At 57.6% G+C, this 14259-nt stretch carries 10 protein-coding genes and 3 pseudogenes; 8 read left to right on the top strand and 5 right to left on the bottom strand.

The features are described from left to right. Position 1: 1 nt before the first annotated feature. Positions 2–1378: a Shedu anti-phage system protein SduA domain-containing protein gene (locus tag M2S36_RS23845; protein ID WP_333957976.1), complete on the top strand. Its 1377-nt coding sequence runs from the start codon at positions 2–4 to the stop codon at positions 1376–1378. 177 nt (positions 1379–1555) lie between these two features. Here M2S36_RS23845 and M2S36_RS23850 read toward each other — a convergent pair whose 3' ends face one another. Both M2S36_RS23850 and M2S36_RS23855 read right to left on the bottom strand, forming a co-directional pair. Further along, a complete protein-coding gene (locus M2S36_RS23850) occupies positions 1556–2350 on the bottom strand; it encodes a DNA adenine methylase (RefSeq protein ID WP_333957977.1) in 795 nt (264 codons plus the stop codon). A gap of 151 nt (positions 2351–2501) precedes the next feature. Beyond that, a pseudogene (locus M2S36_RS23855) lies at positions 2502–2867 on the bottom strand (lysis protein); the annotation flags it as partial. 118 nt (positions 2868–2985) lie between these two features. On the opposite strand from M2S36_RS23855, the gene M2S36_RS23860 reads away from it, so the two are divergent. The 3 genes and pseudogenes from M2S36_RS23860 (at position 2986) to M2S36_RS23870 (ending at position 5772) form a co-directional block, all read left to right on the top strand. Further along, the gene (locus M2S36_RS23860; RefSeq protein WP_233688167.1) at positions 2986–3174 is read left to right on the top strand and encodes a hypothetical protein; all 189 of its coding nucleotides are present in this window, start codon (positions 2986–2988) and stop codon (positions 3172–3174) included. 508 nt (positions 3175–3682) lie between these two features. Next, positions 3683–3957 (top strand): annotated as a pseudogene (locus tag M2S36_RS23865) (pyocin activator PrtN family protein). Between the two features lie 405 nt (positions 3958–4362). Next, the gene (locus M2S36_RS23870) at positions 4363–5772 is read left to right on the top strand and encodes a cytochrome P460 family protein (protein ID WP_233688165.1); all 1410 of its coding nucleotides are present in this window, start codon (positions 4363–4365) and stop codon (positions 5770–5772) included. Between the two features lie 409 nt (positions 5773–6181). Here M2S36_RS23870 and M2S36_RS23875 read toward each other — a convergent pair. Next, positions 6182–7302, bottom strand: a pseudogene (locus M2S36_RS23875) (tyrosine-type recombinase/integrase). A 99-nt stretch (positions 7303–7401) separates the two neighbouring features. On the opposite strand from M2S36_RS23875, the gene dusA reads away from it, so the two are divergent. From dusA to M2S36_RS23890, 3 genes are all read left to right on the top strand, one after another. Further along, complete coding sequence (dusA, locus tag M2S36_RS23880; protein ID WP_333957978.1) at positions 7402–8412, top strand: tRNA dihydrouridine(20/20a) synthase DusA; 1011 nt, start codon at positions 7402–7404, stop codon at positions 8410–8412. A gap of 341 nt (positions 8413–8753) precedes the next feature. Then, positions 8754–9680 carry a transaldolase gene (gene tal, locus M2S36_RS23885; protein ID WP_333957979.1) on the top strand — a complete coding sequence of 309 codons (927 nt, stop codon included), beginning with the start codon at positions 8754–8756 and terminating at the stop codon, positions 9678–9680. 206 nt (positions 9681–9886) lie between these two features. Beyond that, a complete protein-coding gene (locus M2S36_RS23890; protein ID WP_333957980.1) occupies positions 9887–11737 on the top strand; it encodes an alkaline phosphatase D family protein in 1851 nt (616 codons plus the stop codon). A gap of 138 nt (positions 11738–11875) precedes the next feature. Here the strand turns inward: M2S36_RS23890 and rssC are convergent, their stop codons facing one another. Further along, complete coding sequence (rssC, locus tag M2S36_RS23895) at positions 11876–12358, bottom strand: anti-sigma factor antagonist RssC (RefSeq protein WP_051098867.1); 483 nt, start codon at positions 12356–12358, stop codon at positions 11876–11878. Continuing rightward, entirely contained in the window at positions 12355–13539 is a 1185-nt protein-coding gene (rssB, locus tag M2S36_RS23900) for a two-component system response regulator RssB (RefSeq protein ID WP_063914082.1), read from the bottom strand. The genes rssC and rssB overlap by 4 nt, the downstream gene beginning before the upstream one ends. Positions 13540–13820: 281 nt before the next feature. On the opposite strand from rssB, the gene M2S36_RS23905 reads away from it, so the two are divergent. Continuing rightward, positions 13821–14120, top strand: a complete 300-nt coding sequence (locus tag M2S36_RS23905; protein WP_207831670.1) for a PilZ domain-containing protein — start codon at positions 13821–13823, stop codon at positions 14118–14120. Positions 14121–14259 lie beyond the last annotated feature (139 nt).

Consider the following 14259-nt stretch of genomic DNA (forward strand, 5'->3'; position numbering starts at 1 on the left):
CATGCCGATCACCACAGAGAAAGTTGCAAAGTTCATTTTTTGCTACACACGAAAATATCGCGACGCCTATGCAAAGGCGATATCACCCCACCCTGAGGGACCTGGGTATCCCCGCATAGTAAGATCCGCCTACTTAGAAGCAAAAAAACTAGATATCTATATAGCGCTTAATGGTGTGGCCATATGTTCGGAAGAAGAACCACCACACCAGTGGTACATCGCCGGGGGGCCTGCTATCAAAGTTGATTATGAGCCCAGCCGAACTCCGAAAGCCGTGATGGATTTCTTGAAGGAAAGCCATTTGCTCGGACAACACCTAGGGATTTACAGAATAGTATCCAAGCACCCTCTAGCCTCCTGCATTTGGCGTGGACGAATTCAAAATATCACCAAGACAAACACTATCGCAGACCAAGAGCTAAATTTGACACTTTGCCTGAACCAAGTTAATTCATCTCTTGAAAGCGTAGTTAAAATCCTAACATTTGGCGCTTTTGGCTCCATACTCGACACGCACATCGGGGACAGCACAATCGACTTTGGCGAGTCGCAGCTTCATAAAAATATGGGTTTTTTCCCCGCGGACCTAAACAACAGAAGATTCTTTACACATCTTGAGATAATAAGTCATGCAGATGAGGCAGCATGGGATACGCGTTTAGTGACTTTGCGAGTACAGCAAGATCTCCGTCGCGATATCGCCACCGCTTTGGCTGCAGTTGGGCGAGCGGAACCCGGGGGAACAAGTTCGTTCGGTGGAGAGCCAAGATGGCTGGAACAGTACAACAATCGATTAGACACGTTGAAGACTGCTATTACAGACCTCAGTGAAGCGCTTAAATTCCAAGCTGACGACATTGAAGCAGTATTCCATCAAATACTAGAAAAACATCCTGTCCTGTTAGATGTTTACGGCATCTGTGAAAGTAAGCCGGAATTCAGCTACCCCAATGGCCAGACATCTCCAATTGGAAAGATTAAACTGCAGCCAGATTTTATAATTCGCTATCCTGACCAATCTTATAAACTGATTGAAATCGAGAGACCCTCAAAGCAAATCACAACAACACAAGGGCAACCCAGAGCCGAAGTCGGCCAAGCGGTATTTCAAACCGCGGAGTGGAAACACTATATAAAAAGCCATTATCCATTGATTTCGTCCCGCTACCCAGGCATACAATCAAAATGCAAAACCTCCGTAATAATGAGCCGCTTTACTCAACAACATTTCAAAAGCGCAACAGACGCAAGAGCCTACATGGGGTTAATGATGGAACAGTTCAACATCGATGAGTTCTTGACATTCGATGATCTGTTAGAACGAGCAGTTACTGCGTACGCCATGCTCTCCGGCCTATCTCCAGATAGTGCTGGATGAGGTTCAAAATGGAGGCTTGGGTGGGATCGTTGCATGCCATTTATCACGCAGCTCCACTGGTGCTGCAGAATTGGAAAACTTTCCTATTCGGTAACCACAGGCCGCTAAACTGCCTGCAAAGCTGGTGTGCAGGCAGTTTAAAAGTCTTTCTTACGCTTAGCACCTGTGGGAGTGGAGTTAAAATAAACCCCCAAGCGATGACGGTTGCCAGTTCATGATCACAAGCTCGCCAGTTACTTCGGCCTTGCCCTGCCGCTGGTTCGTGTTGCTATATCGGATATCCAGACACTCGAAGTGGAAACCCGCAAACACTCGACGGATGTCTGGATGGTCATTGATGCTGACCATCACCCTACCCTTGCAGCGCCGCATGAAGTCGGCCATGCACTCGTATTCCTCGAACGAGAAATCAAGCCCATAACCAGCGGTCTGCCAGTAAGGCGGATCCATGTAGAAGAACGTGTGCGCTCGATCGTAGCGCTCGGCGCAGGCAAGCCAGGACAGGTTCTCGACGTAGGTGCCGGCGAGTCGCTGCCACGCGGCGGATAGGTTCTCCTCGATACGCAACAGATTGATGGCCGGCCCGGTGGTTGCGGTACCGAACGTCTGCCCGGTGACTTTGCCACCGAAAGCGTGTTGCTGCAGGTAAAAGAACCGGGCCGCACGCTGGATGTCTGTCAGCGTTTCGGGGCGGGTCATCTTCTGCCATTCGAAGATCTGGCGGGAACTGAGGGCCCATTTGAACTGGCGCACGAACTCCTCCAGGTGGTTCTGCACAACGCGGTAAAGGGTGACCAGGTCACCATTGAGATCGTTCAGCACCTCCACCGGCGCGGGCTGGGGACGCATGAAGTACAACGCGGCTCCGCCGGCGAAGACTTCGACATAGCATTCATGAGGGGGGAACAGAGGGATCAAGCGGTCGGCCAGGCGGCGTTTGCCACCCATCCAAGGGATGATTGGGGAGGTCATAGGTATGCAAGTCTTTACTGTATGGATAAACAGGTGTTAGGCTCGCCGCGCTTTGTGCACAAGGCAGAGGCCACGGCTGGACTTGCAGGAAGGGTCTGCGGGTTCGGCGGGCCGGGCTGGATGTTGGCGCATCCACCCGGCTCGCCTCTTTTCACTTGGTGACTTCGCGGACGTAGGCCTGGCAGGCCTGCAGCGCGATCAGTCCCCGATCACCTTCATCGGTGATGGCGACAATTCGTTGAGCATGCGCTCGGTCAAGTTGGGCACGTACGGTTCCATGTACCACGACTCCGGTGCTGGTGGCTTCTCGCACCCCACTGTCACAACCCTGGGCGGCAAGGGCTCCGGCATCGACAAGGACTGACAGCCGCAGATCAGCGGTAGCAAGCCGGTCACGCAGACGAGCCTGAGCTTGTTGAGCATCGTTCATTTCCTTCCAGTACGTTCTGTTCTGTTCCTGCAGGCGAGCCTCCAGCACGCGGCGCGCATCCTGCTGCTCTGCCAGTTGGTTGGCGGCCCATCAAGAACACCGATCAGATCCGATTGATCGGCAACAGCGTCTGCCCTGGCGAGGCTGAAGATCTGATTGCTGCGAATGCCAAGGACCTGATCGACCTGTATCAGCGGGAGGCAGCATGAGCCAGCACGAGCATTCAGTACCTGACTCGAAACTCAACGCAGCCGCTTGGCTCGGCCAGGCCGGGCTGTACCGTACTCGGTTGGAAGCCGTGCAGAACGGTGAGCAGCTCTTGGAGCCAGTGTCAGCCGACGAGCTATTCGAGCTCGCGCGCAAGCACGTTTTTGAGGCCTGTATCCATACGTAACCCAACACGCACCTGGCAGCTGATCAGACTTGCGCTCGCTGTGGCGCTGATCACCACCCTGGTCAAGCTGTATCACAGCAGCTCCGCCCCCCCCCCCACTGCTACAGGCACGTTACCGACTGTAAACAGTGCTACGAACCGAGAGCAGCTGGCGCTGAGCCCGAACGCTCGCCGAGCCCATGAGAGGTATTCGCTGTGATCAATACACCGACCTACACTCCGACCACCCGACCACCGCAGGGCATGCAGCCCATGTTTCGCCCCGCGATGTCGTTCATCTGCGATATTTGCGGCAAGTCTCGCGTGAAGGGCAGCCACATCCAGTGCTCCAAGATTCGTAAGGCAGCCGGTTTCATTATCCGCCGGAGGGCTATGGCATGAAAATCGACCTAAAAATTTGGAGCATAAAAGTTAATCACTGTAGGTCCTTATCAATGCCACCCGACAAGCAGAACTCCGCGCAATCCTATAGCGTAGAGCAGATTTCGCAGGAGCAGGAGAGCCATGCATGAACACAGCCTTTTCTTGATGGCGCAGTACAACGGCCTGGCGATTATCTCGCTCGAGCAGATATGCAGTGACTACTTCACCCACCTCACCCCTGACATGTATCAGCGGAAGGTTCTTGCCGGACAGATCAAGCTTCCTATTACCTGGCTCGAGACAAGCCAGAAGAGCGCACGAGGCGTTCATATTGCCGATCTGGCGCAATACCTGGATCAGCAGCGGGAGGCTGCGCGTAAGGAGTGCACGCAATTGAACAAGACGCTTCGGGCCGGCTAATCGGGAGATTGCACCTCGCCTGGCCAGGTGTCGGTGGCCGTCGACATCGTCGACGATCAACCTGGGCCGGCCTTTGGCGAGGGCAGCTAACGATCCATTGCTGCCAGTGGCGCCTGGCAAAGACCGGCCATACGCGGGCAGTCAAGCTTGCTTCTTTCGGCGAAGCTGTACGAGAAACTCCATTCACTACAGCCCCACCACCGAACAATCGACTGAACAGGCCCATCGCTGTTTATCCTCCTTTTACTGCATAGGGCATCGCAGCACCTTACCGCTGGGTGTGATCTATCAATAATTTTAGATGGCTCGAAATTAAGAAATTTGCTGCTACTCTCCAATTGTTGGTCTTTGATGCTTCGCCAAGGCAAAAACTTTGTAACCTAAGGCATACGGAGAGCTCGATCAATGAATAAATTTCGAAACGTTACGAAAAAAGCAAGTGGCAGACTCATTTCGATTCCGATATTCACATTTTCAGTCTTTACTTCCTACGCAACCAGCGTATACGCACTTACTTATACTCCCGGCTTCGAAAACTCAACTCCACCTCGCAAAGAAGAGATCGCCGAGTGGCCTAAAGAGCAATTTAAGGCTAACTACAATTTCCCGATAACAGTAGCAGATCAATCGAATCAGCCTTGGATGGTGAAGAATCCAAAGATATTGAGCGAGCGAGAAGCCTATTACAAGGCAATTCTCGATTATGGATTACAAGCCCTAAACGGCGATATGACCAATGGATGCCCACAAGCTTCAGCGGATTGGTTTCATGCGCCGTGGATGACCCGCGGCCCTAGCGGTAGAGAGCCATTATGTGGCTTAACAAAAGAGCGTAGTACAAGAGAGGGCTATGTCTACCCCTCCCTTACAGTAAAACGTCAAGCGTGGGCAATCGGGTTATACAACAACACTGGAGGGTACCAGTTTGGTCAAGTCTGGAAGGACAGAACGAACCCCGACCTGACCAAATTAAATTTCCAGAATGGCTCTTTTGTTATTAAATTTCTATTTGTTGACATCGATAAAAACGATAAGGAATATAACCATTTGATTGGATCCCCAGAATGGAAGGCACACGTTTATTTAGATGAGAGTGAGTCAACGATTAGGAATCGTGCAGGCATAAGAAAAACCAAACCAATGAAATTAATTCAGGTTGACTTCGCAGTTAAGGATCAACGCTTTGCGTCAACTACTGGCTGGGTCTTTGGAACGTTTATGTACAACAACCAAACCGGGGAAGAGCCTGCAAATTGGAGAGACAACCTTGTACCCGTTGGTTTAGCCTGGGGTAATGATCCAGGAAAAACAGATAGCACATCTTTTTCTGAAGGTTTTTTGAGTGACGAGATAAAAACCCTTAGAAGCACAGGAATTCTCTTTGATCCTAATAAAAGAAAATATTTTGGTGCGAATGATCGTGTAAATGGCCCAATTGACAATCCAGAGTCCTCTTGCCTGTCTTGCCACGGAACTGCTCAGGTTCATGCAAAGAAAAGCATTTGGCAACCAATAACGCCAGCGATAAAAAATGACGCTAAAAATCGCGAAGAAATTAGAATGCTATGGTTTAGGAATATTAAGTCGGGTGAGCCTTTTGTTTTTAAGGACACTGAGCTTAGCGAAGTTAACAACCCGATTGGCGAAGCGTCTGAATGGACACCTCAACTCATGAAGGAATTTATCTCTACGGATTATTCCCTTCAAATGCGCATGGGCATCGAAAACAAATACGAGGAAGAACTGGCCAAAAAAGCAAAAACACCGCAGCAATTTAAAGATTTAAATATGTTTTATCATAAAATTTCCCGATGAAAATCTTGCGAGCTATACGCTACTGGAGGAAGTAGATAAGCCTGCAAAGCGGGCTTTCTACCATCGACTTGTTAGCCGGCTTTTATTGATTATCATCGATTAACGTAGCACACAGTTTCAAAGGAAACGTCCAGGGCATCCCTGCGCTAAGCATCGAGGTTGATTTCTGTGGTAGCCGACGGCCTTCGAACCATGCTAAGGGTGCCTACACTTGCGTGGGCTGGAGGAACCCGTCTCCAGGTCATTGACTAGTAGCGGACCACATTGATGCGCAGTCGCAGGTCTATATCGAAATTGCGCGCCGTGACCGGCTGTGTCGTTAGCCGCCATCGTGGAAGGCTGCTTTCCCCCCCAAAGCGGATGCCTACCACGAGTACTCGCTGATAGAGGCAGCATTGTTACCCACCGTCTACTCGGCCCGGGCGCCGAGTTTAACAGGTGCCTGAATGATCTGATCCAGCCACTTCCAGCCTTTATGCCCATCCCCTCGCCCACGCAAATGTGTATACCGCCGTAGCGAGTTCCAATCACGGTGACCGGATACGATTGAGACCCTCGGTATGTCCCAGTCCATTTCAAACAACCGACTCACCCCTTCGTGACGCAAGTCGTGGAAGTGCAGATCCTCTATCCCTTTCATCCTGCATGCCTTCGACCAGGCCGTGCCGATCGAATCCGTGTTGTACGGGAATATCTCGCGACAATCTCGGGGCATGCTCTGCATGATGATCCACGCCTCATCCGGCAAGTAACACCCGACATCGTTGCCGATCTTCTGACCGGTTTTTTCATGTCCCGCACCTTCACTGCCTGCCGGGGCTCATCCAGGTCTTCCCACAGGATGCGGGTGATCTCGTCCATTCGGCGGGTCGAAAAGATCGCGAACGCCACCACCTTGGGCATATGAATGACGCTTGGACGCCGCTGCAACATCTCGAAGAAGTGCTCGAGCACCTTATCGATCTCATCCAGCGTAGGACGCCGATCCCGCTCTCGGCTCTTCAGGTTGTAGCCGAACTTCTTCAGCACGAGGCGTGCATCTGGCATTGCTTGCGCGTCAATCTCATACCCCCACGCCGCCCTGGCCAGGGACAACGCCGACCCCAGGTGCACGAGGTCATTGCCGGCCGTCTGCGGTTTAATGCCTCCACCTTCAGGACTCATGCGCAACAACGCGTAGTCCATCAGCACCTGCTGGGTTAGGTCGGAATCCACCCTCTCACCCAGGTAGCTGTTCTTGATGGCATTCAACGTGCGGCGATTCGTCTCGCCCAACGGCCGGGCTTTCTCGGCCTCCACAAGGTAGCGGTCGATCATCTGGCTGACCGTGTGCCCTACCCGGCTTGCCCGCTCGATTGCACCAGGTTCCGCCAACTCGGTCTCCCGTCGCTTCGCCCAGGCCACTGCCGCCTGTTTGCAGGCGAACGTCTGGCTCCCTTGGTAGACTGTCACCTTGTCACGGTTGATGCGGATCTGAGCTGTGTAGCTGATGGTGCCGTCGACCTTCTTGCGGGGTCTGACGGTTGCCATGAGAATTGGTACACGTCCTGATTCGATTGGTACATTGTACCAAGCACTTGGTAAAAACGCCCCACCCCCCGAAAATCGGTACAAAACACGTTGAACGAAATGACTGCAAAATCAGGCTCTAAGCCAGGAACGACACGCCCGGAGCCCTCACGCCGCTTCAGCGTTGCACCGATGATGGACTGGACAGACCGCCACTGCCGGTTCTTCCTGCGCCTGCTTTCCAAAAACACCCTGCTGTACACCGAAATGGTCACCACCGGTGCCCTGCTGCACAACGACGCCCACCGTTTCCTGCGCCACGACGTCTCCGAGCACCCGCTGGCCCTGCAACTGGGCGGCAGCGTGCCGGCCGACCTGGCCGCCTGTGCCCGTCTGGCCGAGGAGGCCGGCTACGACGAGGTCAACCTCAACGTCGGCTGCCCGAGTGACCGGGTGCAGAACAACATGATCGGCGCCTGCCTGATGGCCCACCCGGCGCTGGTGGCCGATTGCGTGAAAGCCATGCGTGACGCGGTATCGACCCCGGTGACGGTCAAGCACCGCATCGGTATCAATGGCCGCGACAGCTACGCCGAGCTGTGCGACTTCGTCGGCCAGGTTCGCGAGGCAGGCTGCCGGAGTTTTACCGTGCACGCGCGCATCGCGATCCTGGAAGGGCTGTCGCCGAAGGAGAACCGTGAGATTCCGCCCCTGCGCTATGACGTGGCGGCGCAGTTGAAGGTGGACTTCCCGGACCTGGAGATCGTGCTCAACGGCGGGATCAAGACCCTGGCCGAGTGCCAGGCACACCTTGAAACCTTCGATGGGGTGATGCTGGGGCGTGAGGCGTACCACAACCCCTACCTGCTGGCCGAGGTGGACCAGCAGCTGTTCGGCAGCGAGGCGGCGGTGGTCAGCCGCAGCGAGGCGCTGGCGCAGTTGCGGTCTTATATTGTCGCGCACATGGAAAGTGGTGGCGCGATGCACCACGTTACCCGGCATATTCTGGGGCTGGCCCAAGGGTTCAAGGGGGCGCGGCGCTTCCGTCAGCTGCTGTCGGCGGACATCCACAAGGCGGCGGAGCCGTTGGCGGTGTTCGACCAGGCGGTGGAGTTGTTACAGGGGCGGTGATTCAGCAGGCGGGCGTACTCGCCGGCAAGCCAGCCCTCCCGCAGAATGCTGCCGGAGTTCAGACATATGCAGATTCTGTGGGAGCGGGTTTACCCGCGAAGAAGGCAACGCGGTGCATGGCACCGGCCGGTGTTCGCGGGTAAACCCGCACCCACCGGGATCGCGCAAACTTCCGGATTTGTGTAAGCCGGTAGTATCCACAGTGGCCCTTGCAATCAGATACGGAACCTCAGGGCCGCTTGCGACTCGAAGGTTCACCTTTCGCACCGCGCTTCGCGGGCCCTTGAGTGGCCGCCGGGGCTCGGGTAATGTCGAGTCATTGCACAGGACAGAGCACGCCCATGACCTCCAAGCTGGAACAACTCAAGCAGTTCACCACCGTGGTCGCCGACACCGGGGACCTGGACGCCATCACCCGCCTGAAACCGGTCGATGCCACCACCAACCCGTCACTGCTGCTCAAGGCTGCGGCCATCCCGGGCTATGCCGAGCTGCTCAAGCAGGTCAAGGCCGATGCCAAGGGTAATGTCGACCTGGCTTGCGACAAGTTCGCGGTGGCCGTGGGCTCGGGCATTCTCAAGGTCATTCCGGGGCGTATCTCCACCGAGGTCGATGCCCGCCTGTCGTTCGATGAACCCGCCCTGCTGGCCAAGGCGCGCAAGCTGATCGAGTTGTACGAAGCCGCCGGTGTTGGCCGCGACCGCGTGCTGATCAAGCTGGCCTCCACCTGGGAAGGCATCCGCGCCGCCGAAAAGCTGGAGAAGGAAGGCATCCAGACCAACCTCACCCTGCTGTTTTCCTTCGCCCAGGCCCAGGCCTGCGCCGATGCCGGGGTGTTCCTGATTTCGCCGTTCGTGGGCCGTATCTACGACTGGTACAAGAAGAGCACCGGCAAGGAATACGTAGGCGCAGAAGACCCGGGCGTGCAGTCGGTCACTCGCATCTACAACTACTACAAGGCCAACGGCTACAACACTGTGGTCATGGGCGCCAGCTTCCGCAATATCGGCCAGATCGAGCAGCTGGCCGGCTGCGACCGCCTGACCATCAGCCCAGAGCTGCTGCAGCAGCTCAGCGATGACCAGGGCGACCTGCCACGGGTGCTGAAGCCGGGCAATGCCGGCGAGCCCAAGCAGCCGCTGAACGAAAGCCAGTTCCGCTGGGCCATGAACGAAGATGCCATGGGTACCGAGAAACTGGCCGAGGGTATTCGCCAGTTCGCGCGGGACCAGGAGAAGCTGGAGAAGTTGATGGCTGACAAGGCCTGATACATTTCGGGTTTGCCTGACGGGCGGGAAGTGTTCAGCATTTTCCGCCCGTTTTGTTTTACCTGGCCTTAGATGTGTATTGAATTCCAGGGCCTCTTCGCGGGTAAACCCGCTCCCACAGGGATCCCCACACGCCAGAAGTTGGCGCTGTACCTGTGGGAGCGGGTTTACCCGCGAAGAGGCCCGAGAAGCCACCCGAGCTGTCGATGACCTCCCCTACCCCCTTGCCCCTCGTACTCGCCGGCCCGGTACTGCGCCGCCTGGAACCCCAGCGCCTGGCCATCTGGCTGGTCGCCACGCAACCGCTGCAACCCGAATTCATCTTTCCGGCAAGCGAGGCCCAGGTCGATTGCCAGGTGGTCGCGGTGGGCCAGCACGCCTTCATCCACCTGCTGGACATCCACTTCACCCACCCCCTGCCCTGCAACCAGTTGCTCGATTATGACCTGCTCATCAACGGCCAGGGCATCGCCAGCTGGGCGCCGCACCTGCTCTACACCGGCGCCGATCGCCCAAGCCTGGTGCTGCGCGATCGGCTCGACCACCTGCTGCACGGCTCCTGCCGCAAGCCGCATTACCCGGCCGCCGACGGCCTGCTGTGCGCCGACCGCCTGCTGCAGGCCTGCAAAAAACCCGCAGACCGCCCCGCCGTGCTGCTGATGACCGGCGACCAGGTCTATGCCGACGACGTCGCCGGCCCGATGCTGCGCGCCATCCACAGCCTGATTGCACGCTTGGGCCTGTTCGACGAGCAACTGGAGGGCGCGGTGGTGCCCGACAGCCAGGCGCTGTACCAGCACCCGGCCTGCTATTACCACCGCGCCGACCTGCTGCCAGCGCAGGAACGCAACGAAACCCTGCGCGAGCGTTTTTTTGCCGGCAAGCGCAAGCCGATCTTCTCGTCCAGCAACGCCGACAACCACCTGGTGACCTTCGCCGAGGTCATGGCCATGTACCTGCTGGTGTGGTCACCAGTGCCCTGGCAGCTGGTGAACCTGGACATGCCCAACGGGCTCACCGCCCCGCGCCAGGCCCGCTACCGGCAGGAGCTGCCGCTGATCCAGGCGTTTGCCGACGGCCTCGGCCAGGTAGCGCGGGTGATGGCCCACCTGCCGTGCCTGATGATCTTCGACGACCACGACATCACCGACGACTGGAACCTCTCGGCGCAGTGGGAAGAAACCGCCTACGGTCACCCCTTCTCGCGGCGGATCATCGGCAATGCCCTGCTCGGCTACCTGCTGTGCCAGGCCTGGGGTAACGACCCGCAGGGCTGCAAGCCCCTGGTCGGGCAATGCCAGACATTGAACAGCCAGACCCAGGATGAGTTGATCGGCGCGCTGCTGCGCTTCCAGGGCTGGCAGTTCAGCCTGCCCACCAACCCGCCCTTGCTGGTGCTGGACACCCGCACCCGCCGCTGGCGCAGCGAAAGCAGCCTGGCCAAGCCCTCCGGCCTGCTCGACTGGGAGGCGCTGAGCGAGTTGCAGCAAGCATTGCTGGACCACCCGTCGGCAATCATCGTGTCGCCTGCGCCGATTTTTGGCGTGAAGCTGATCGAGACGGTGCAGAAGCTGTTCAGCTGGCTGGGCTACCCGCTGCTGGTGGATGCCGAGAACTGGATGGCCCACCGCGGTGCAGCGCAGGTCATCCTCAACATCTTCCGCCACTCGCGCACGCCGGGGCACTACGTGGTGCTGTCCGGCGATGTGCATTACTCGTTCGTCTATGAAGTGCTGATTCGCCACCGACAGCGCAGCCCGCACTTGTGGCAGGTAACCAGCAGCGGGATCAAGAACGAATTCCCGCGGCGCTTGCTGGATGTGCTCGACCGGCTCAACCGCTGGCTGTATGCGCCGCGCTCGCCGCTCAACTGGTTTACCAAGCGGCGGGAAATGCAGGTGGTGCCCCGTACGCCCAGCCATAGCAAGGCTGGCGAGCGGTTGTGGAATGGCGCGGGGTTGGGGCAGGTGTTTTTCGATGAACAGGGGCGACCAGCGCGGGTGTATCAACTGGATGCGGGTGGGGGTGAGGCGACCGAGTTTACGCGGCAGGAGTGATCAGGCAGGTAATGCCTGGCTAGCCTTGCCGGCCTCTTCGCGGGCACGCCCGCTCCCACAGGTTATGCACCAACCTTGAGTCATGCACTGTACCTGTGGGAGCGGGCGTGCCCGCGAATAGGCCGGTACAGGCTGAGATCAGGTCCGCTCCAGCGCACTGACCAGGTCATGGAAAGCTTCGCGGTTGGAGTCGTTCAGGCCCATGAGAATCTTGTGCGCCTCCAGCACCTTGGAACGCACCACGTCTTCGTTCTGGTCCTGGGACGGCAGGTCGGTCAGGCATTCCGGGCACGGAATCGGGCGATCGACGATGTTGAACACCTGATCGAAGCCCATCGACTGCAGCAACCGGGAAATGTCCGGGTTGGTGGTGACCACGGTCGGCAGCAGGCCCACCTTCTGGCGCGACAGGATCGACAGCTTGGCCAGCAGGCCCAGGGTGGTGCTGTCGATACTCTCGGTTTCGGTCAGGTCGATGACAATCGCCGAGAAGTTCAACGCGGTGAAAATCTTCTCGATCGTCGCATCCAGCGCCGAACACAGGGTCAGGCGCACTTCACCGACAAATTTCAGGACGAAGGTACCACTCTGCTCGGCGAACTGGATTCTACCGGTACTCATTGAAGGTTCCTGCTCAACACCAATAGGGCGATATCATCCGGCATCTCCCCAAGCGTAGCCAATCCAAATCGTTGACGCAGCCCATCCAGGCTGCCACCTGCGGCCCTGACGATTTCCGGCAGGGCGGCTTCTTTATCTTTGAGCGTGTCACCCGGCAAAAGGTCCAGAATGCCATCGGACATCAGGCTGAGGCTGAACTGCGGCGGCAGCTCCACCACCAGGTCCTGGTAGGTGGCCTCGTCGAACAGCCCCACCGGCAGGCCACGGCCTTCCAGGTAGCGGGTGTGCTCGGGGGTGTGCAGCACCGGCAGCGGCAGATGGCCGCCAACGGCGTAGGTCAGCAGGCCGGTGTCTTCGTCGATCACCCCGCCAACCATGGTCACGTGCTTGCCCAGCTTGCAGTTGATCAGCCCGCGGTTGATGTGGCTGAGCACCTGCGAGGGTTTGAACTCGCGCATTTTGCTGCCGCGCTTGAATTCGAACAACAGCCGTGTGGTCATGAACTTCAGCAGCACGGTGACGAACGCTGACGACGCGCCATGCCCGGAGACATCGGCAAGATAGAAAGCGATGCGCCGTTCGTCCACACGGAAGTAATCGGCAAAATCACCCGACAGGTACAGCGACGGGATGATCTGGTGCTCGAAGGCGAACTCGCCGGCCACCCAAGGGCTTTCCGGCAGCATGTTCATCTGCACCTGGCGACCGGCGGTCTGGTCCTCCTGCAGCAGGTGCAGGCTGGCCTCCAGTTCGCGGTTGGCGGCTTCGAGCTTGTCGCGATAACGCTGGTTTTCCAGCACCAGGCGCGAGCGGTCGAGGGCTCGGCGCACCGAATGCTCGAGCACGGCCAGGTCTTCCAGCGGCTTGATCAGGTAGTCGGCGGCGCCCAGGCGCAACGCTTCCACCGCATCACTCATGACGCCGGCACCGGACACCACGATCACCGGCAACTGCGGGGCGCGCTCGCTGACCTGACGGATCAGTTCGAGGCCGCCCATCTGCGGCATGCGCAGATCGCAGATCACGAGGTCGGGCTGGTGTTCTTCGAAGACCTGAAGCCCCTGCTGGCCATTGCCGGCCTGGAGGACGCTGAAGCCACTGTCTTCAAGATAGGCGGCGAGGCTTGCACGGACCACGTCGTCGTCATCGATGATCAGCAGCGTTGCACTGGTTTTCTGCATGTGGGCGAACGGCGCCGATTTGGGTTGGTGCAGCGGTGTCGGCAAGGCAGACGGCCAGCTACGGGAATTCTTTATGGTCACACTCTACTTGAGTTGTAGGACAAGAACACCTGCCCGGCAACTGTCCGGCAACTGTGAGAGCTACCTTGTAAGGCGCAGACGGTACTCCCATCCGCCAAGCGTTTCAAGCATGCAAGGGTCGACCTCGCCGCACTTTACAGGGCAAATCACCGGGAGTTATAAGAAAGTCGACCAGTGCAACCCGATGAGAAGGATGCAGCATGCCCCACACGCCCTCCAGCCATGGCGAGAAACGCGATTTCATCCGCATGCGCATCGACACCGAAGTCAGCCTTTTGCACGAAGGCCAGGTGATCGCGGCCGTGTGCCTGGACCTGTCCAGCAGCGGCATGCAGGTGCAGGCACCGCAGCGCTTCCGGGTAGGGGACCCTATCGAGGTGCGGATCGAATCCGAACACCCGGCGCTGAAGGGGCTGCATGCCAGCACCGAAGTGGTGTGGATTGCCGACCAGCCGGGCGGGCAGCAGAAGTTCGGGTTGCGGATCCTGGCGATGCATTGATCGGCCCTGTGGGAGCAACTGTCTTGCTCAAAATTTAAAAGCACATGCGCTCACTGTGGGAACGGGCTTGCCCGCGAACACGGGCGAAGCCCGTGCCATCCACTGCGTCGCTTGCTTCGCGGGCAAGCCCGCTCCCACA

Origin of the sequence: Pseudomonas sp. SF2 (assembly GCF_036858055.1) — a bacterium.
In the GTDB taxonomy this organism is placed as follows: Bacteria; Pseudomonadota; Gammaproteobacteria; order Pseudomonadales; family Pseudomonadaceae; genus Aquipseudomonas.

Excerpts from the sequence above, each read along its gene's own strand:
- M2S36_RS23845 (WP_333957976.1), top strand. The coding sequence starts at position 2 with ATGCCGATCACCACAGAGAAAGTTGCAAAGTTCATTTTTTGCTACACA.
- M2S36_RS23850 (WP_333957977.1), bottom strand. The coding sequence starts at position 2,350 with ATGACCTCCCCAATCATCCCTTGGATGGGTGGCAAACGCCGCCTGGCC.
- M2S36_RS23860 (WP_233688167.1), top strand. The coding sequence starts at position 2,986 with ATGAGCCAGCACGAGCATTCAGTACCTGACTCGAAACTCAACGCAGCC.
- M2S36_RS23870 (WP_233688165.1), top strand. The coding sequence starts at position 4,363 with ATGAATAAATTTCGAAACGTTACGAAAAAAGCAAGTGGCAGACTCATT.
- dusA (WP_333957978.1), top strand. The coding sequence starts at position 7,402 with ATGACTGCAAAATCAGGCTCTAAGCCAGGAACGACACGCCCGGAGCCC.
- tal (WP_333957979.1), top strand. The coding sequence starts at position 8,754 with ATGACCTCCAAGCTGGAACAACTCAAGCAGTTCACCACCGTGGTCGCC.
- M2S36_RS23890 (WP_333957980.1), top strand. The coding sequence starts at position 9,887 with ATGACCTCCCCTACCCCCTTGCCCCTCGTACTCGCCGGCCCGGTACTG.
- rssC (WP_051098867.1), bottom strand. The coding sequence starts at position 12,358 with ATGAGTACCGGTAGAATCCAGTTCGCCGAGCAGAGTGGTACCTTCGTC.
- rssB (WP_063914082.1), bottom strand. The coding sequence starts at position 13,539 with ATGCAGAAAACCAGTGCAACGCTGCTGATCATCGATGACGACGACGTG.
- M2S36_RS23905 (WP_207831670.1), top strand. The coding sequence starts at position 13,821 with ATGCCCCACACGCCCTCCAGCCATGGCGAGAAACGCGATTTCATCCGC.